Source organism: Aeromicrobium sp. A1-2, assembly GCF_003443875.1.
Lineage (GTDB): Bacteria > Actinomycetota > Actinomycetes > Propionibacteriales > Nocardioidaceae > Aeromicrobium.
This window is the reverse complement of record NZ_CP027482.1, coordinates 2322740-2339857: the sequence shown is the minus strand read 5'-3', so window position 1 is coordinate 2339857 and position 17118 is coordinate 2322740. Positions and strand designations below refer to the sequence as shown.

The following is a 17118-nucleotide window of genomic DNA, read 5'->3' as shown; positions in this document are numbered from 1 at the left end:
TAGTGGATCAGATCAGTGGATCTCGGCGGCCTCCTGTGCGCCCACCGCGGCGAGCTGTTCGGCCGTCGCCGCCGACACGATCACGAGCGATCCGCCGCCGAGGCACGACTCGGCGATGAGGTCGGCGTCGCGGCGGATGCTGCCGGGAGTCACGAGGCGGCGTGCACCCGAGGGCGTGACCGACGCGAGGTGTTCTGCGTGCGTGCGCACCTCGCCGGTCAGGTCCAGGGCGATGGTCGAGGGCGACGGCGGGTCGAGGGCGACGAAGTGGTCGCCGTGACCGGGGACCTCGGCACCGAGGTCCAGGAATCCTTCGGGCGACACCGGGAACCGGCCCCCCATCGGACGCAGAGATGCTGCCACCCGGGTGGGCTCGTCGGCGACGAGATCGGGACCGCTGACCCCGATGTCGGCAGCGGAGTCGACGATTGCGGCGCCGACGTTCCACGCCGAGAGGATCCACACGAACGTCAGCCAGTGGCTCGGCAGACCGAGACGGATTCGGGTGCCTGGCTCCGTCTCGAGGTCGTCGACCAGGAAGTTGCTGGTCTTGGCAACCCAGTTGGCCGTCGTCACGGTGCTGAGCTCGATCCGCTCACCGGTCGCCATGTCGTAGTACGTCACCAGCGGTTGCGAGGGGTCTGCCGATGTGCCGAGCAGCCGATCGAGGGACTTCACCGGACGACCGCTCGCGCGGCAATGGCCACGGTCGCCGCATCGGCGGTGACCGGCTCGGCGCGGCCCGGATCGGGTTCGCGCATCCCGGCGATCTGGACCAGGGTGGGGGGAGCGGTCTCGTTGTGCTCCACGATGAGCACCGGCAGGTCGTCGTCGATCGACTCGCGCAAGCCGGGGGCGCGGAGCACCGGATCGATCGCGAGTGTCCGGCTGCTCGGTCCGAGCACGAGCACGTCGGACGTGCCGATCGCTGCCCGCACGGCATCGGACACCGACCAGGTCTCAGCGACGAGCACGAGCTCCTTGACCTCGTGTGCGGAGGGATCGGCGATGACCTCTGACAGGTGGATCGCGCGCTGTCCCTCGGGGGACTCGACCACGGCGTGCAGCTCGGCACGGTCGTCGCTGGCCGGCAGGAGGGTGAATCCGAGGTCGCGGCGGGCGGCGATCGCCGAGGTGGCCTCGGTCAGGCTGTATCCGGCGCCGAGCAGGTCGGTGCGGACGAGCTGGGCCGCGACCACGGCATCGCTGGGACGCTGCCACGCCGGGGCGTAGCCGATTGCGATGAGTTCGTCAGCCACCTCGTGGGTGACGGACGAGGCGCGGGCGACCAGCAGGGCGTCGAGATCGGGGCAGACCTTGAGACCCGTCGCCCATCGGTCGAGCATCGTCGGGGCGATCACGACCAGCTCATCACCGGGCTCGAGGTGGCTGGTGAGGTCGTGCGCGAAGGGTGCGCCATCGGCGCCGAGAATGACCGTGATCCGCATGCTGACCATTGTGTCGTGCGCTCCGATGTGTCCGGCAGGCGGGCGACACGCCGTAGATTTCGTGAATCTTGTCATTCGGCTTGACTTGTGGCAGGTGACAGGACTGTAATTCCATGTATGTCATTCGATCTGGGTCAGCCGCAAGAGCTCGATGAGGAACTCATGTGGCAAGAGCGCGCACTCTGCGCTCAGACGGACCCCGAGGCGTTCTTCCCCGAAAAGGGTGGATCCACGCGCGAGGCCAAACGAGTGTGCCTGACGTGTGACGTCCGTGGAGAGTGCCTCGAGTACGCCCTCGCGCACGATGAGCGGTTCGGCATCTGGGGCGGTCTGTCCGAGCGGGAGCGTCGCAAGCTCAAGAAACGGGCCTGAGCCCCGTTTCATCTCGTCCACTAGGGTTGCTCCTCGTGGACGAGACCAGCACGACGCGCCATTGGCTCGATGATCCACCGACCGTGGGAGCGGTGCTGGTGGCTCACAATGGAGCGACCTGGCTGCCGAAGGTTCTCGGTTCGTTCAGCCACATGTTCCACGCCCCACTCTCGTGGCGAGTCGTCGACGTCAGCTCGACCGATGGCAGTGCAGACCTGCTCCGCGACTCGTTCGGTGCCGACCGCATCACCTACGCGCCGTCCGGCACCGGATTCGGCGATGCCGTTCGCCTGGCGCTGGAGTCGATGCCACGGACCGACTGGATCTGGTTGCTGCACGACGACGCTCTGGTGCTGCCAGGAACGCTCTCGGGCCTGCTCGACACAGCAACCTCGGCTCCGGACATCGCCGCGGTCGGTCCCAAGATCCGGGAGTGGCCGTCGCTGCGACGGCTGCTCGAGGTCGGGCTGACGATCACCTCGACCGGGTCCCGGGAGACCGGTCTGGAGACCGGCGAGCCAGACGCGGGCCAGCACGACCGCTCCCGCGACGTGCTCGCGGTCAACACCGCCGGCATGCTGATCCGCCGTGACGTGTGGGACGAGCTCGGCGGGCTCGACCCCAACCTCCCGCTGTTCTTCGACGACATCGACCTGGGCTGGCGCATCGCCCGGGCGGGCTACCGCACCCTGACCGCGCCCACCGCGGTGATCTTCCATGCCGAGGCCACGGGTCGCGGCACGCGCAGCCGCACCGCGGGCGACGTCCCACACTGGGAGCCGCGACGTGCGGCGCTCTACACGATGCTGGCCAACACCCCGATGCCACGCTTCCTGTGGCAGTACGTCCGCCTGTTCCTCGGCTCACTGCTGCGCGTCGTCGGCATGGTGATCGGCAAGGATCCTGAGTCCGCCGGAGACGAGCTGCTCGCGTTGCGATCGGTGTACCTCCACCCGGTCAAGCTCGCGCGAGCGCGACGCGCGCGGCGGGAGACGGCCCGCCGCAGCCACCGATCCATACGTGACCTGTTCGCGCCCTACTGGCTGCCGTACCAACATGGCTTCGACGTCGTGCGCGAGACGGTTGCCGCGCTGGTCAAGCCCGAGTCGATCGAGACCGTCGGCCGGCGGTCCACGACCCTGGACCAGGCGCCCGACGAGGCCGTCGACCTCGACGACGGGCCCTCGATGCTGCAGCGCCGGCCGTGGCTGGCTGCCGTCCTAGCGTTGATGGTGCTCTCGCTGGTCGCCGGACGTGGGCTGCTCAGCGGCAACCTGCACGGCGGGGCACTCCCGCCATCGCCCGACTCGGTCACCGGGTGGTGGCATCTGGCTCTCGCCGGGCAACAGGCCGTCGGGCTGCCGAGCGACATCCTGCCCCCGGCATTCGCCCTCCCACTGGCAGTCGCGGCGACCCCGGTCTGGTTCGCGCCGGGTCTCGTCGTCACGATGCTGATGGTCTTCGCGGTCCCGCTGGCCGCGCTGACCGCCCATCGATTCGGACGTCAGATCAGCCCGCACCGCATCCCGCGGATCGTGTGGGCGGTCTCGTACGCGCTGTGCGTCGTCGCGACGGGGGCAGTCAGCCAGGGTCGGATCGGCACGGTCGTGGTCCTCATCGTGCTGCCGATCATCGCCAACACGGGATGGCAGCTTGCGGAGAACCCAGGGTGGCAGCTGGCCCTGCGGCTCGGCATCTGGATCGCGCTCGCCTCGGCATTCGCACCGATCGTCCTGGTCATGAGCTTCGGGGGTCTCCTGGTGCTCTGGTACGCCGAAGGACGATGGGTTCGCCGCCAGATAGCGATCGCCGCCGGAGTCCCGCTTCTGTTGCTCGGTCCATGGCTCGCCCAGCGGACACTCCGACCGTGGCGTGCCTGGTGGGAGGCCGGCTACCCGTTTCCCGGCTCGGCAACGGTCCGCGATGTCGTGCTGGGTCGCGCCGGTGGCTCAGGAGGCGCACCAGAGTGGTTGACGGTGGGTCTGCTCGTCCTGGCTCTGGTTGCGCTGGTGCCCCGCAGCACCCGCAGCGGCGTCATCATCGCGTGGCTCGTCGCACTTCTGGGGCTCGCCGCCGCACTGGTCGGGACCCTCGTGACGTACTCGACCCAGGCCGGCCCTGCCGACATCACGCCGTGGGTCGGCGTGCCTGTCGTGGTGTGGGTCGGTGGACTTCTCACCGCAGTCCTGCTCGCGGTGCCGGCGGCGATGTCCTGGCCGCGACCAGCGCTCGCGGCGGCCGTCGTGGTGGCACTCGTCCTGCCGATCGGCACCGGTGTGTGGTGGCTCGGCCGCGGTATGGACTACCCAATCCGTGACGGCCGCACCTCGGTCGTGCCGGTGTTCCTGGCCGAACGACCCGGCGACACCCTGATCCTGACCGGCACCATCGAGGGCGGTGTCAACTACCGCGTCGTGGCCAGCAACGGACCGTTCCTCGGCCAGGAGGCCGTGGTGGCCTCCGCTGGCGACTCGCGGCAGCTCACCGCCGTGACGCGCCGCATACTCGCCCAGGCCACGTCGGCCGACATCGAGGCATTGAGCGGTCTTGGCATCGATGCGATCTACGCACCGCGCGCTGATCCCGAGCTCACCCGCCGCATCGACGCAGCACCCATGCTGCAGCCCGCGGGCAGCGACCAGCCAGGTTCGCGGGTCTGGACCCTCGCAGCCGATCCGGACCTGACGTCGTCGGCAACCCCGTGGTGGCACCGCGGCATTGTGGTCCTGCAGATCCTCGCCTGGCTCGTCGCGATCATCCTGACCGCGCCGGTCCGCAAGCGCGCCGCACCTGCCGTGCTGGGCGACGGCGAGACGGAGGACGACACATGAGCAAGTACCGCGCGCTGCTGATCCCGATCGCGGCGATCGGGCTGGTCGTCCTGGCGATGGTTGCCCCGTCCGGCTCGAGCTCGCCCCGGCCGCCTTCTCGGGTCACTGTCACCGAGTCTTCCTACGCATGTCCCGCCTCGTCGGTCATCACTGTGGCGGCAGGGCAGGTCAAGGCCGGCACCGACGCGATCGCAACCGTGTCGCCGGACGACACCCGGGTGTCCGCCCTCGAGGACGCGACCACGTGGCGCACTTCCGACGTCGATGGAGAGGGCGTCGTGGTCCAGCAGGGAGGACGCGGCTCCGGTGCGGTGGGATTCTTCGCCGGTACGGCATCCAAGAAGGGTGGCGGCGGGCTTGTGGTCGGATCCTGCCCCGGTGTGGTCGACGACGCGTGGTTGATGGGCCTCGGCTCGGGAGGCAAGCACTTCTCGACCCTGATCCTGACGAACCTTGCCGACACACCGGCCGCGGTAGACCTCACGCTCTGGGGACCCAAGGGGGAGATCGACGCCGTCGGGTCGGAGGGCATCGTGGTCAAGCCATCCTCGGTCCGGCGCATCCGGCTCGACGAGCTGGCGGCTGGTGAGGCCGAGCTCGCGATGCACGTCCACCGCCGTCGCGGTTCACTCTCGGCCGTCGTGACCGACTCGGCGACCTCGGTCTTCCAAGGCACCGAGCAGGTGTCAGCAACGCTCTCGCCGCGTCGAGCCCAGGTCGTCGGAGGTGTGGTCAAAGACTCCTCGGGCCGCACGCTCCTGCTGCTCAATCCGGGGACGACAACGGCGCGTGTGGGCGTGCAGGTCATCGGGCCCAAAAACACCTTTGCGCCGTCGGGCCTCGACCAGATCAAGGTCCCGGCCGGCTCGACCCGGTCGATCCCGGTGCCGAAGTCTGCGGGTTCTGACTCCCTGGCATTGCGCCTGACCTCTGACCAACCTGTGTCCGCGTCGGTCCGCATGGCTCCCGGTAACAAGGACTACGCCTACGCCGAGGCCTCTCTTCCGCTCACCGGACCGGCGATCGTCCCGATTGAGGTTGGTTCCAACATCGGCGCCCCCCGACTGCTGCTGACTGCGACCGGCAGCACTGCGACCGCGGACGTCGAGGCTTTCGACAAGAGCATGCGGCCGCTCGCGTCGAGCTCGGTGACGATCAAGGGCGGCACCACGACATACCTGGCTCTCGATGCCAAGGACGCCGCCTACTTCGTCGTCCGTCCGCACGGCAAGGTCATCGCCGCGGCAACGTACGCCAAGGGCGACGGCATCAGCTCGTTGATGCTGGAGGCGGCGCCGGTGACGGTGCTCGGACCGCAGGTGCGGCCGGTCTCCTGACTGCCGTCAGCGCGGTCGGGGGTCCAGCTCGTCTGGGGAGATGTGCCACAGTTCGGCGAGCCGGTCCAGCACCACGGACCAGACCAAATCCTCCAGGTCGTCCCGGTTGGTGCACCGCTGGCTGATCGGGATGCGGAACAGGACGATCCGAGATCCCCCGATGCCGGGCGAGACGACACTCAACGGCACATCCTCGCTCCATTCCTGGGGCAGCAGCGGGGCTTCCTCGACGACGATCTCCACATGATCGGACTCGACCGCGAAGTGTGGCTCGAGAGCCGCGAGCACGTCACCGACCAGCAGGTCGAAGGAGGCACGGGCCGGGCGGTGGATCGGCACGCTCCGCGGTGAGAGCGGACCCGGGAGCGCCATCGGACCGCGGGACCCGCGGCCGCGTCGATCGCGCATCCGACCGGGCCGGGGACCGCTCACGACACCATCGAGATGATCCATGCGGTGAGCCTAACGCGCCGGACCGGACGGCCGGGCTACCCTCACCACGTGGGTGTGGTGAGACGGTGCACGCGCTCGGCGTGCTCGCAGACGGCAGTGGCGACGCTGACCTATGTCTACGCGGATCAGACCGCGGTCCTTGGGCCGCTCGCGACTTATGCCGAGCCCCACACCTACGATTTGTGTGCCCAGCACACGCAACGGATGTCCGCGCCGCAAGGCTGGAGCGTCCTGCGACTCGCACCTGACCCACAGGCAGCCGAGCCCAGCCGCGATGATCTGCTCGCGCTGGCCGATGCCGTCCGCGAGGCCGGACGCCCGCCGCCGCCGGTGCCTGATGGTCCCCCCCCCCTTCGACTCGTGAGGCCTGACTCTTGATCCATCCCCGCTTGGCGGAGGTGGTCAAGGCGTACGACGTGCGCGGCCGCTCGCCCGAACAGCTCGACGCTGCCCTGACCCGTGCGCTCGGCGAGGCGTTCGCCCTCGAGACCGGGGTCGATGCCGGCCGCGGCACCGTCGTGATCGGTCACGACATGCGCGACACCTCCCCGATCCTGGTCGAGGCATTCTCCGATGGCGTCCGTGCGCAGGGTGGAAACGTGATCGCTATCGGCCTGGCGTCGACCGATCTGCTCTACTTCGCCTCCGGCGACCTGGACCTCCCCGGCGCGATGATCACCGCGAGCCACAACCCGGCGGCCTACAACGGCATCAAGCTGTGTCGTGCTGGCGCCAGACCGATCGGCTATGACACGGGCCTCTCGGCCATCGCGGAGCAGGCGACGATCTTCCTCACCCGCTCTGAGCTCCCGGAGCCGACCGGGACCTACGAGGAGCTGGACGCGCTCAGCCGCTACGCCGACTATCTTCACGAGATCGTGCCGGTCCCGGCCGGTCGGCGGCTCGACGTCGTCGCCGATGCCGGCAACGGCATGGCAGGTCACACCGTGCCCTCGGTCTTCGCGACGCTGGACGTCGAGTTGACGCCGATGTACTTCGAGCTGGACGGCACATTCCCGCACCACGATGCCAATCCGCTCGACCACTCGACGCTGGTCGACCTGCAGGCCAAGGTGCGCGAGATCGGCGCCGACATCGGCCTGGCCTTCGACGGAGATGCCGACCGCTGCTTCGTGATCGATGAGCGAGGCGACGTCGTCTCGCCGTCTGCGATCACGGCGCTGATCGCCTCACGGGCTCTGCTGACGACGCCGGGTGCGACGATCCTGCACAACGTCATCACGTCGCGGGCGGTCCCCGAGATCATCGCCGAGAACGGTGGAACGGCCATCCGCACTCCGGTCGGTCACTCCCTGATCAAGGCCGAGATGGCGCGCACGGGGGCCGTGTTCGGTGGCGAGCACTCGGGTCACTTCTACTTCAAGGACTTCTTCCTCGCGGACTCCGGCATGATCGCGGCCCTGCACGTCATGGCAGCGTTGGCCGAGACGACCGGCACGGTGTCCGAGCTGATGGCGCAGTACGAGCGCTACGTCTCCTCCGGCGAGATCAACAGCACGGTGCAGGATGCCTCGGCGGTGCTGGCCGAGCTGACCCGGGCGTACGCCGACCTGCCGCAGGACACCCTCGACGGCTTGACCGTCACGGCGGACACGTGGTGGTTCAACGTGCGCGCCTCGAACACCGAGCCGTTGCTGCGACTCAACGTCGAGGGCGACGATGACGCGACGATGGCCCGGGTGCGCGACGAAGTCCTCGCAGTGATCCGCCGAGACTGACGCCGCCTGCCGACGAGACGGCTGGTGCGGCGGCCGCTAGGGTTGCCCCATGAATCTTGACCCCGCCCTGCTCGAGATCCTCGTGTGCCCGCAGTGCCGCGCGACCCTCGCCGTCGACGAGCAGGCCAGCGAGCTGGTCTGCAGCGCATGTGCCCTGGCCTATCCCGTCCGTCGCGACATCCCAGTGATGCTCGTCGACGAGGCGCGTTCGCTCCGTTGATCGCGAGAGTGGACTGATGTCGACCGAAGGCAGCAACAAGGCGGTCGTCGCGGCACTCCTGGCCAACACCGGGATCGCGATCACCAAGTTCATCGCATTCCTGCTGACCGGCTTCTCCTCGATGCTGGCCGAGTCGATCCACTCGTTGGCCGACTCCGGCAACCAGGTGCTGCTGCTGGTCGGCGGCAAGCGCTCGCAGCGCGAGGCGACCGAGGAGCACCCGTTCGGCTTCGGACGGGAGCGCTACATCTACGCGTTCGTCGTGTCGATCGTGCTGTTCAGCGTCGGCGGACTGTTCGCGCTCTACGAGGCGTATCACAAGTTCCATGAGCTCCAGGGTGGTCACGGCGACAGCCTCGACAGCAAGTGGCGCTTCATTCCGCTGGTCGTGCTCGCGATCGCGATCGTGCTGGAGTCGCTGTCGTTCCGCACCGCGATCGTTGAGGGCAACAAGGTGCGCGGTGCGCACTCGTGGTGGTCGTTCATCCAGCGCGCCAAGTCCCCCGAGCTGCCGGTCATCCTGCTGGAGGACTTTGCCGCCCTGATCGGCCTGGTCGCAGCGTTCCTCGCGGTGAGCCTGTCGCTGCTCACCGGCAACGCGTACTTCGACGTTGCCGGCACGGGCTTCATCGGCGTGCTGCTGATCGTCGTCGCGGTCGTGCTGGCGATCGAGGTCAAGAGTCTGCTGGTCGGCGAGGCTGCTACCCGCGAGTCGATCGATCGGATGCGCGGCGCGATCGAGTCGACGACCGGGGTCACGCAGATCATTCACATGAAGACCCTGCACATCGCCCCCGAGGAGCTCCTCCTCGCGGCCAAGATCGGCATCGAGGCCGATGCGTCGGGCAGCGACATCGCTGGCATCATCGACGCGGCGGAACGGGCGATCCGTGCGGCCGAGCCCATGGCCGCACAGATCTACCTGGAGCCGGACGTGTTCATGGCCGGCCATGTGCCCGAGGCCCGACCCGCCACGCCGAGCGCGCCGAGCCACTAGCCACACGGCGACGGTCCCGCACCGCGGTGCAGGACCGTCGCCGTCTTGGTGGTCAGTCGACGGGCGGTGTCGACAGCGGGTCGAGGCGATCGACGACATCCGGATCGCCGGCGTCGGCGAGGTAGTCCGTCGGGTGCGTGTCGTCAGTTCCGGCATCGATGCTCAGCGCTCGGCACACGTACGTGCCGATGACCGCGACGAGCAGGTTGAGCACGAGTGCGGTGATGCCGAAGTAGATCAGGTTGTTGCTGATCGAGATGCCGAAGATCTCCAGCGGTCCCACGGAGCCGCCGAAGTGCGAGCCGGGGTCGCCGATCACGGGCTTGTTGTACGCCGCGATCGTGCCCCAGATCATGCCCACGGCCCAACCGGCAAGCAGGGCGTAGCGGTGCAGCCAGCGCGTGTAGAGCCCGACGACGATCGCCGGCAGGGTCTGCAGGATCCAGATGCCGCCCAGCAGTTGCAGGTTGATCGCGAAGTCCTTCGGCAGAGCGAGGACGAACAGCAATGCACCGAACTTGACGAACAGGCTCGCCACCTTGCTCTGCTTGGCCTCCTGCGCGTCGGTGGCGTCGGGATTGATGAAGGCCTTGTAGATGTTGCGGGTCCACAGGTTGGCCGCCGCGATCGACATGATCGCGGCCGGCACGAACGCGCCGATCACGATCGCCGCGAAGGCCACCCCGGCAAACCAGGGGGTGAACTCCTGCTCGAAAAGCTGCGGGATTGCCAGCTGCGGGTTCTTGACCTGGATCCCGGCGGCGATCGCCACGATGCCGAGCAGCGCGAGCAGGCCCAGCAGGAACGAGTACGCCGGTAGCAGTGCGGCGTTGCGTCGGATGATGTTGCGGTTCTTGGTCGACAGCACGGCGGTCACCGAGTGCGGATACATGAACAGCGCGAGCGCGGAGCCGAGGGACAACGAGGCGTACGCCCACTGTGAGGCGCCGAGCGTGGGCACGAGGCCCTTGCCGCTGGCGTCGCCTGCGGCGATCTTGTCGGCGTTGTCGGCGTTGAAGGTGTCGAACGCCTTGCCGGCCGAGTCGAAGATGTTGCCCCACCCCCCGAGCTGCGTCGGGATGTAGATGACCGCGACGATGATGACCAGATAGATCAGGGTGTCCTTGACGAACGCGATCATGGCGGGAGCCCGCAGGCCCGAAGAGTAGGTGTAGGCGGCGAGCACCGCAAAGGCCAGGAACAGCGGGAGGTCCTTGCGGAACCAGCCCGCGTCAGCCCCGCCGCCGAGCCCGATGACGTCGAGCACGGCCTGGATCCCCACGAGCTGCAGCGCGATGTAGGGGAGCGTCGCGAGGATCCCGGTGAAGGCGATCGCCAGCGACAGCGACTTGGAGTCGAATCGACCCTGGACGAAGTCGGCCGGCGTGACGTACGAGCGGCGGTGCGAGACCGACCACAGTCTCGGCAGGAAGATGAAGATGATCGGGTACAGGACGATCGTGTACGGAACCGCAAAGAAGCCGATCGAGTTGCCGGCGTACAGCAGCGCGGGCACCGCGATGAAGGTGTACGCCGTGTAGATGTCGCCGCCGATCAGGAACCACGCGACGAACGTGCCGAAGCTGCGTCCGCCCAGACCCCACTCGTCGAGATTGTCCATCTCGCCGACCTTGCGCCAGCGGGCGGCCAGAAAGCCCATGATCGTGACGAGCAGGAAGAAGAACAAAAAGACCGACATCGAGACCGGGTTGACGTCATTCATCGGACGTCACCCCCGGTCCTTCCCTCGAAGATCCGGCGCTGGCGCTCGTGGCCGATCACCAGGCGGTAGGCGATCGAGGTCAGCACGACCGACGCGAGGACCAGGACGAACTGATACCAGAAGAAGAACGGGATACCCCACAGCGTGGGCTCGGTCTTGGCGTAGGTCCACACCAGTAGCGGGACCACGATGGCGATCGCCAGGAGGACCCCGGCGAGGACAAGCGGGCCGCGGCCGGGTGGCGTGCGCGCGTTGTCGGGTGTCGTGCCTTCTGACATGCGTGATTCCCCCGAATCAGTTGTGCCGTGACCCCCGTCACAGCTCATCGGACACCGTACGCCTACCCGAATCGTCGCGAAAGTCGGGGGAACGCCAGTAGTCCTCGAGTCGATTCGGTGCGATGTCGTACCCGCCGGTAGACTCTTTGACATGGATTACAATGTCGCTGACCTCTCCCTCGCGGAGTACGGTCGCAAGGAAATCGACCTCGCCGAGCACGAGATGCCCGGACTGGTGGCTATGCGTGAGCGTTTCGGCAAGGACAAGCCGCTCGCAGGCGCCCGCATCGCTGGCTCGCTGCACATGACGATTCAGACGGCCGTGCTGATCGAGACCCTGGTGGATCTCGGCGCCGATGTCCGCTGGGCGACGTGCAACATCTTCTCGACCCAGGACCACGCGGCCGCTGCGGTCGTCGTGGGTCGCAACGGAACGGTCGAGGACCCCCAGGGCACTCCCGTGTTCGCGTGGAAGGGCGAGTCGCTCGCCGAGTACTGGGACGAGGCCGAGAAGGTCTTCGACTTCGCCGAAGGCGGCCCGAACGTCCTCCTCGACGACGGCGGCGACATCACGATGCTGCTGCACCTCGGCGTTGAGTACGAGAAGACCGGCGTCGTCCCCTCGCAGGACAGCACCGACAACGAGGAGTTCAAGGAGGTGCTGCGCGTCCTGGCCCGTTCGGTCGAGGCCAAGCCGCAGCACTGGACCAACATCTCGAAGGACATCAAGGGTGTCTCCGAGGAGACCACCACCGGCGTCCTGCGCCTGTACGACCGCTTCCGCGAGGGCACGCTCCTGTTCCCGGCGATCAACGTCAACGACTCGGTCACCAAGAGCAAGTTCGACAACAAGTACGGCTGCCGCCACTCGCTGATCGACGGTCTCAACCGCGCCACCGACGTCATGATCGGCGGCAAGGTTGCCGTCGTCTGTGGCTATGGCGACGTCGGTAAGGGCTCTGCGGAGTCGCTGCGTGGCCAGGGTGCTCGCGTCATCGTCACCGAGATCGACCCGATCTGCGCGCTGCAGGCAGCTATGGACGGCTACGAGGTCAAGCGCCTCGACTCGGTCGTCGAGACGGCCGACATCTTCATCACCACGACCGGCAACTTCGACATCATCACGGTCGAGCACTTCCAGAAGATGAAGCACCAGGCGATCGTGGGCAACATCGGCCACTTCGACAACGAGATCAACATGGCCGGCCTGGCCAAGATCCCGGGCATCGTCAAGGACGAGATCAAGCCCCAGGTTCACCAGTGGATCTTTGAGGACGGCAAGAAGGTCATCGTGCTGTCCGAGGGTCGCCTGCTCAACCTGGGCAACGCGACGGGCCACCCGTCGTTCGTGATGTCCAACTCGTTCACCAACCAGGTTCTCGCGCAGATCGAGCTCTACACCAAGGCCGGTCAGTACGAGCTGGGCGTCCACGTCCTCCCGAAGCACCTCGACGAGGAGGTCGCCCGTCTGCACCTGGATGCACTCGGTGTCGAGCTCACCGAGCTGACCAAGGAGCAGGCCGCCTACCTCGGTGTGGACGTCGCCGGACCCTACAAGTCGGACCTCTACCGCTACTGAGCCGGTAGCGACACCGCATGAATCACGCACAGAACAGCGCCACCGCAGCCGGGTCCTCCCGGCTGCGGTGGTTGTTGTCTGTCTCGAAGACGGGCCGTGACGAGTGAGCTACCGCCGCACCAAGCGTGACCGCGTTCTCGTGGTCGACGACGACGCTTCGCTCGCCGAGATGCTGACGATCGTTCTCGAGGGCGAGGGCCTCACGACAGCTGTGTGCCGCTCGGGCGACCGGGTCATGGCGGCGTTCACGCAGTTCAAGCCCGACGTGGTCCTGCTCGACCTGATGCTCCCCGGCCTGGACGGCATGAGCGTGTGCCGGCAGATCCGGGAGAAGTCCGCCGTGCCGATCATCATGCTGACGGCCAAGTCGGACACCCCCGACGTCGTGGCGGGCCTGGAGGCAGGGGCCGACGACTACATCACCAAGCCGTTCAAGAACACCGAGCTGGTGGCCCGCGTGCGGGCTCGACTTCGCCGGTCCGACCAGCTGGCCGAGCCGCTTGAGTTCGGCGACATCGTGCTCGATCCTGCGGGGCACACCGTGACCCGCAAGGGCGAGCCGCTCGAGCTCACGCCGCTTGAGTTCGACCTCTTGGCCTGCCTGCTCGGGGATCCTGCGCAGGTGTTTACCCGCGAGTCGCTGCTGCAGAAGGTGTGGGGCTATCACCATCCGGGCGACACCAAGCTCGTCAACGTCCACATGACCCGGCTCCGGTCGAAGATCGAGGATGACGCCGAGGACCCGCAGATCATCCGGACCGTGCGCGGCGTCGGATATCAGGCGATCACGCCGACGCCATGATGTCGCGACCTCCCGGGCGCGCGTGATGCCGAGCCTGACCAGCATCTGGCGGCGCTCGATCCAGGCCCGGGTCGTCACCAGCACGATCGTGCTCAGCGCGCTCGTGATCTCACTGACCGGATGGGCGCTGCTGCGCGACGTCGCGACCGGTCTGGCCGACGGACGCCGGGTCGCCGCGATCTCCGAGGCCCGGTCGGGATTCGACTACGCGCAGACCCAGCTCGATGCGGCTGTCGAGACCGAGCCTGCGACGCAGTCGCAGACGCTGACCCGCATGGTCGACTCGTTGACGAGCTCGCGGGGGGCCAAGCGGACGTATGAGCTGGTGCTCGAGGGGCCGCTGTCCAAGGACGCGGGACAGGTGCCGGTGCGATCCTCCGCCGCAATCGAGCAGGGCTCGTTGCCGGCCGACATCGACAAGGCGGTCAGGGGTGCCGCCGGCACGTACTGGCGCTACTCCGACCTGGCGTTGCTCGGCTCGGCCGAGGCCGAGCCCTCGGTCGTGGTCGGCAGTCAGCTCCGTGCTCCCGGCACGGGGGACACCTACGCGATGTTCTACCTCTTCTCGATGGAGGACCAGCAGGCGACGCTCGACCTCGTTCGGCGCGCCCTGATGCTGGGCGGGCTCGCGATGGTTCTGATGGTGGGCGGCGTGGCCTGGCTCGTCTCGCGACAGGTCCTCGACCCGGTCCGGCTGGCACGTCGCATCGCGGAGCGCTACGCCAGCGGCAACCTCGAGCAACGCATGCACGTCAATGGTGAGGATGACATTGCCAGGCTGAGCACCTCGTTCAACCAGATGGCGGCCAGCCTGCAGAGCCAGATCCGCCGACTCGAGAACCTCTCCCGGCTGCAGCAGCGGTTCGTCTCGGACGTCTCGCACGAGTTGCGGACACCTCTTACGACAGTGCAGATGGCCAGCGCCGTGCTTTACGACTCGCGCACCCGGTTCGACCCGCAGACCGCCCGCTCGGCCGAGCTGCTCAAGGGTGAGCTCGACCGGTTCGAGTCGCTCCTGGCCGATCTGCTCGACCTGAGCCGTTTCGATGCGGGTGCCGCCGACCTCGAGCTCGACACGATCGACCTCGCCCGGGTCGCGAAACAGGCGGCCGATGACCCGGTCGTCGCCCGCAAGGGCATCGAGATCCGCCTCGTGGGAGTCGCCCGCCCGGCCGTGGTCGAGGCCGACATCCGCCGCATCGATCGGATCGTCCGCAACCTGCTGACCAATGCCGCGAAGTACAGCGGATCCCCGGTGATCGAGATCGAAGTCGCACAGAACGAGCAGTGCGTGTCGTTGTCGGTGCGTGACTTCGGCGTGGGACTGACCGGCGATGAGAACCTCCGGGTGTTCGACCGCTTCTGGCGTGCCGATCCCGCTCGCACGCAGGGCGGCACGGGCCTAGGTCTGGCGATCTCCAGGGAGGACGCCGCGCTGCACGGAGGTACCTTGCAGGCATGGGGTCGACCTGGCGACGGCAGCGAGTTCGTCCTGACGATCCCCAAGCCCGAGGGCTCCGCGAAGTTCCCCGCCATCGTGTCGGTGTTCGCATGAGCGACTGTCGGAGGAAGTCGGTGACCCGGCTCGTCGCTGGGATCGCGACGGTTCTTGTGGTGTCGGCATGTGCAGGTATCCCGACCTCCGGTCCGGTCACCAAGGTCGCCGACGACAGCGGCTTCGGGGAGAGCACGGTGCGCTACACGCCGGCGCGGCCGTCGGACGGCGCTTCGCCGCAGCAGATCGTCCGTGGCTATCTCGACGCGATGCTGGCCTACCCGGTGTCGACCGGCACGGCCGCCGCCTTCCTGACCCCTGAGGGCGCCAAGTCGTGGAGCTCGGCGGCCCAGGTGCGGGTCTACAGCAATCCCGAGGTGTCTCCCACACTTGCGGGGCGGGACGACTCGGGCGCCAGCAAGTCCGAGCAGCCGCCCGTCGAGGTCCGGTTGAGGCTGGCCGAGGATGCGCGGCTTGACCGCCAGGGGCACTACGCCCGGGTGGCCGAGCAGGCAGAGATCTCCTACGAGCTCGAACGGGTCGACGGACAGTGGCGTATTGCCAATCCGCAGGCCGGCCTGCTGGTCAACCAGAAGTTCTTCGAAGACTATTTCCGGCGGTTCAACATCTTCTACTTCGATCGCCCCGGCAGCCGGCTCGTGCCGGACCCGATCTACCTGCCGGTGGGCGATCAGCTTGCGACCGGACTGATCGCGAGCCTGGTCCGCGGACCGGGCGCGGCCGGCGATGGCGCCGAGCGGACGTACGTCCCGGGGACCGACTCGCTGCGGCCGTCAGTGCCGGTCTCTGCCAACGGTGTGGCGGACGTCGAGTTCGCCACCGATTTGTCCGCCCTGTCCGACACGGAGCAGAAGCACCTCTCGGCCCAGATCGTGTGGACGCTTCGTCAGGTCCCCGAGGTCGTTGCGGTCCGACTCGTGGGGGATGCGACGGTGTTGACGAGCAGCGGGAACGCGCTCCAGGACATTGACTCGTGGGGCGGCTACGGGCCGAGCATCGCGCGGACGCACACGTATGCGATCGCCGGCGACAAGATCGTGCAGATCGATGATGGCAAGGTCGAGCCGATGACCGGCGCGTGGGGCACGGATGCGCGCGGTGCCGTCTTCATCGGGGTCTCGGAGCAGGGGGTGGCCGGGGTCCTGGCCGGTCGTACGGCAGTCCGGGTCACCAACCGCAAGGGCACGGCAGCGCGTACGTTCGACGGCTCACGATTCATCGCCCCGCGGTGGGACAGCGACGGTGGTCTGTGGCTCGTGGACCGGCCAGGGTCGCGCACCCGGGTCCGGCTGGTCGTGGGGAAGGATGTCCGGACGCTGGACGTCGGTGGGCTGACCTCGCTCGAGGCCACGGATTTCGCGATCTCGCCCGATGGGTCCCGCTACGCCGTGACGGCCGCCGGGTCCTCGCTCCACGTGGGGAGGGTCCTGCGGGACGCCAAGGACCAGATCCTGGGCCTGGGCGAACCCAGCAGGGTCTACACATCGGCTCGCGCACCTCGATCGGTCAGCTGGTCCTCCGGCACAGAGCTGACATTCCTGGCCGAGAGCCAGTCCGGTCGCCAGGTCTACAGCGCGGCGATCGACGGATCCTCGACGAACGGGGGAGTCGCCCGAGGTGGCGCGCTCCTGCCGGACGTCGATGCGGGCACGCTCGCGATCGACAGTGGTGAGTCTCGGGCGCGCTATGCGACCGATGCGCGCGACCGACTCTGGTTCCTCTCCCCGGGGGGATCGTGGCGCCTCCTGACCACGACCGGAGTCACAGCCTTGACCACGGGCCGCTGACGTCCACAGCCGACCGGTTCCGCCTCGTTGTCGGTG

The 17118-nt window shown here is 67.8% G+C and carries 16 protein-coding genes; 11 read left to right on the top strand and 5 right to left on the bottom strand.

Annotated elements, in window-relative coordinates; translation table 11 throughout:
• Positions 1–12: 12 nt before the first annotated feature.
• Complete coding sequence (locus C6I20_RS11395; protein WP_216822873.1) at positions 13–678, bottom strand: TIGR03089 family protein; 666 nt, start codon at positions 676–678, stop codon at positions 13–15.
• Entirely contained in the window at positions 675–1448 is a 774-nt protein-coding gene (locus tag C6I20_RS11390; RefSeq protein ID WP_162891280.1) for a 2-phospho-L-lactate transferase CofD family protein, read from the bottom strand. The genes C6I20_RS11395 and C6I20_RS11390 overlap by 4 nt, the downstream gene beginning before the upstream one ends.
• Before the next feature lie 117 nt (positions 1449–1565).
• Between C6I20_RS11390 and C6I20_RS11385 the strand changes: the two genes are divergently transcribed.
• Genes C6I20_RS11385 through C6I20_RS11375 form a run of 3 tightly spaced genes read left to right on the top strand, consistent with a single transcriptional unit; the run spans position 1566 to position 5988 of the window.
• Complete coding sequence (locus tag C6I20_RS11385) at positions 1566–1820, top strand: WhiB family transcriptional regulator (RefSeq protein WP_118396070.1); 255 nt, start codon at positions 1566–1568, stop codon at positions 1818–1820.
• Between the two features lie 35 nt (positions 1821–1855).
• Positions 1856–4651, top strand: a complete 2796-nt coding sequence (locus C6I20_RS11380; protein ID WP_162891279.1) for a glycosyltransferase family 2 protein — start codon at positions 1856–1858, stop codon at positions 4649–4651.
• On the top strand, positions 4648–5988 hold the full coding sequence (locus C6I20_RS11375; RefSeq protein ID WP_118396068.1) for a DUF5719 family protein: 1341 nt from the start codon (positions 4648–4650) through the stop codon (positions 5986–5988). The genes C6I20_RS11380 and C6I20_RS11375 overlap by 4 nt, the downstream gene beginning before the upstream one ends.
• A gap of 6 nt (positions 5989–5994) precedes the next feature.
• Here the strand turns inward: C6I20_RS11375 and C6I20_RS11370 are convergent, their stop codons facing one another.
• Positions 5995–6441, bottom strand: coding sequence for a metallopeptidase family protein (locus C6I20_RS11370; RefSeq protein WP_118396067.1), 447 nt, complete (start codon positions 6439–6441; stop codon positions 5995–5997).
• Between C6I20_RS11370 and C6I20_RS11365 the strand changes: the two genes are divergently transcribed.
• The 4 genes from C6I20_RS11365 to C6I20_RS11350 are packed head-to-tail and all read left to right on the top strand — an operon-like array spanning position 6433 to position 9397.
• Positions 6433–6819: a DUF3499 domain-containing protein gene (locus C6I20_RS11365; protein WP_216822872.1), complete on the top strand. Its 387-nt coding sequence runs from the start codon at positions 6433–6435 to the stop codon at positions 6817–6819. The two genes, C6I20_RS11370 and C6I20_RS11365, sit on opposite strands and share 9 nt — an antisense overlap.
• Positions 6816–8180: a phosphomannomutase/phosphoglucomutase gene (locus tag C6I20_RS11360; protein ID WP_371682639.1), complete on the top strand. Its 1365-nt coding sequence runs from the start codon at positions 6816–6818 to the stop codon at positions 8178–8180. Before C6I20_RS11365 ends, C6I20_RS11360 begins: the two co-directional genes overlap by 4 nt.
• Before the next feature lie 49 nt (positions 8181–8229).
• The gene (locus C6I20_RS11355; protein WP_118396065.1) at positions 8230–8400 is read left to right on the top strand and encodes a Trm112 family protein; all 171 of its coding nucleotides are present in this window, start codon (positions 8230–8232) and stop codon (positions 8398–8400) included.
• Between the two features lie 16 nt (positions 8401–8416).
• Positions 8417–9397 (top strand): cation diffusion facilitator family transporter, encoded by a 981-nt coding sequence (locus C6I20_RS11350; protein WP_118396064.1) that lies wholly within the window; start codon positions 8417–8419, stop codon positions 9395–9397.
• Between the two features lie 52 nt (positions 9398–9449).
• Here the strand turns inward: C6I20_RS11350 and mctP are convergent, their stop codons facing one another.
• On the bottom strand, positions 9450–11120 hold the full coding sequence (mctP, locus tag C6I20_RS11345) for a monocarboxylate uptake permease MctP (RefSeq protein ID WP_118396063.1): 1671 nt from the start codon (positions 11118–11120) through the stop codon (positions 9450–9452).
• A complete protein-coding gene (locus C6I20_RS11340; protein ID WP_118396062.1) occupies positions 11117–11398 on the bottom strand; it encodes a DUF3311 domain-containing protein in 282 nt (93 codons plus the stop codon). Before C6I20_RS11340 ends, mctP begins: the two co-directional genes overlap by 4 nt.
• A 151-nt stretch (positions 11399–11549) precedes the next feature.
• On the opposite strand from C6I20_RS11340, the gene ahcY reads away from it, so the two are divergent.
• The 4 genes from ahcY (at position 11550) to C6I20_RS11320 (ending at position 17082) form a co-directional block, all read left to right on the top strand.
• On the top strand, positions 11550–12977 hold the full coding sequence (ahcY, locus tag C6I20_RS11335; RefSeq protein WP_118396061.1) for an adenosylhomocysteinase: 1428 nt from the start codon (positions 11550–11552) through the stop codon (positions 12975–12977).
• 103 nt (positions 12978–13080) lie between these two features.
• A complete protein-coding gene (gene mtrA, locus C6I20_RS11330; RefSeq protein WP_256372156.1) occupies positions 13081–13779 on the top strand; it encodes an MtrAB system response regulator MtrA in 699 nt (232 codons plus the stop codon).
• Positions 13780–13804: 25 nt separating this feature from the next.
• Positions 13805–15334, top strand: coding sequence for an MtrAB system histidine kinase MtrB (gene mtrB, locus C6I20_RS11325; protein ID WP_118396060.1), 1530 nt, complete (start codon positions 13805–13807; stop codon positions 15332–15334).
• Between the two features lie 20 nt (positions 15335–15354).
• Positions 15355–17082 carry a GerMN domain-containing protein gene (locus tag C6I20_RS11320; RefSeq protein WP_162891278.1) on the top strand — a complete coding sequence of 576 codons (1728 nt, stop codon included), beginning with the start codon at positions 15355–15357 and terminating at the stop codon, positions 17080–17082.
• Positions 17083–17118: the final 36 nt, after the last annotated feature.

What these genes read in the sequence shown, in the direction of transcription:
- C6I20_RS11390 (WP_162891280.1), bottom strand. Translation starts at nt 1,448, where the DNA reads ATGCGGATCACGGTCATTCTCGGCGCCGATGGCGCACCCTTCGCGCAC.
- C6I20_RS11385 (WP_118396070.1), top strand. Translation starts at nt 1,566, where the DNA reads ATGTCATTCGATCTGGGTCAGCCGCAAGAGCTCGATGAGGAACTCATG.
- C6I20_RS11375 (WP_118396068.1), top strand. Translation starts at nt 4,648, where the DNA reads ATGAGCAAGTACCGCGCGCTGCTGATCCCGATCGCGGCGATCGGGCTG.
- C6I20_RS11365 (WP_216822872.1), top strand. Translation starts at nt 6,433, where the DNA reads ATGATCCATGCGGTGAGCCTAACGCGCCGGACCGGACGGCCGGGCTAC.
- C6I20_RS11370 (WP_118396067.1), bottom strand. Translation starts at nt 6,441, where the DNA reads ATGGATCATCTCGATGGTGTCGTGAGCGGTCCCCGGCCCGGTCGGATG.
- C6I20_RS11355 (WP_118396065.1), top strand. Translation starts at nt 8,230, where the DNA reads ATGAATCTTGACCCCGCCCTGCTCGAGATCCTCGTGTGCCCGCAGTGC.
- C6I20_RS11350 (WP_118396064.1), top strand. Translation starts at nt 8,417, where the DNA reads ATGTCGACCGAAGGCAGCAACAAGGCGGTCGTCGCGGCACTCCTGGCC.
- mctP (WP_118396063.1), bottom strand. Translation starts at nt 11,120, where the DNA reads ATGAATGACGTCAACCCGGTCTCGATGTCGGTCTTTTTGTTCTTCTTC.
- C6I20_RS11340 (WP_118396062.1), bottom strand. Translation starts at nt 11,398, where the DNA reads ATGTCAGAAGGCACGACACCCGACAACGCGCGCACGCCACCCGGCCGC.
- ahcY (WP_118396061.1), top strand. Translation starts at nt 11,550, where the DNA reads ATGGATTACAATGTCGCTGACCTCTCCCTCGCGGAGTACGGTCGCAAG.
- mtrB (WP_118396060.1), top strand. Translation starts at nt 13,805, where the DNA reads ATGCCGAGCCTGACCAGCATCTGGCGGCGCTCGATCCAGGCCCGGGTC.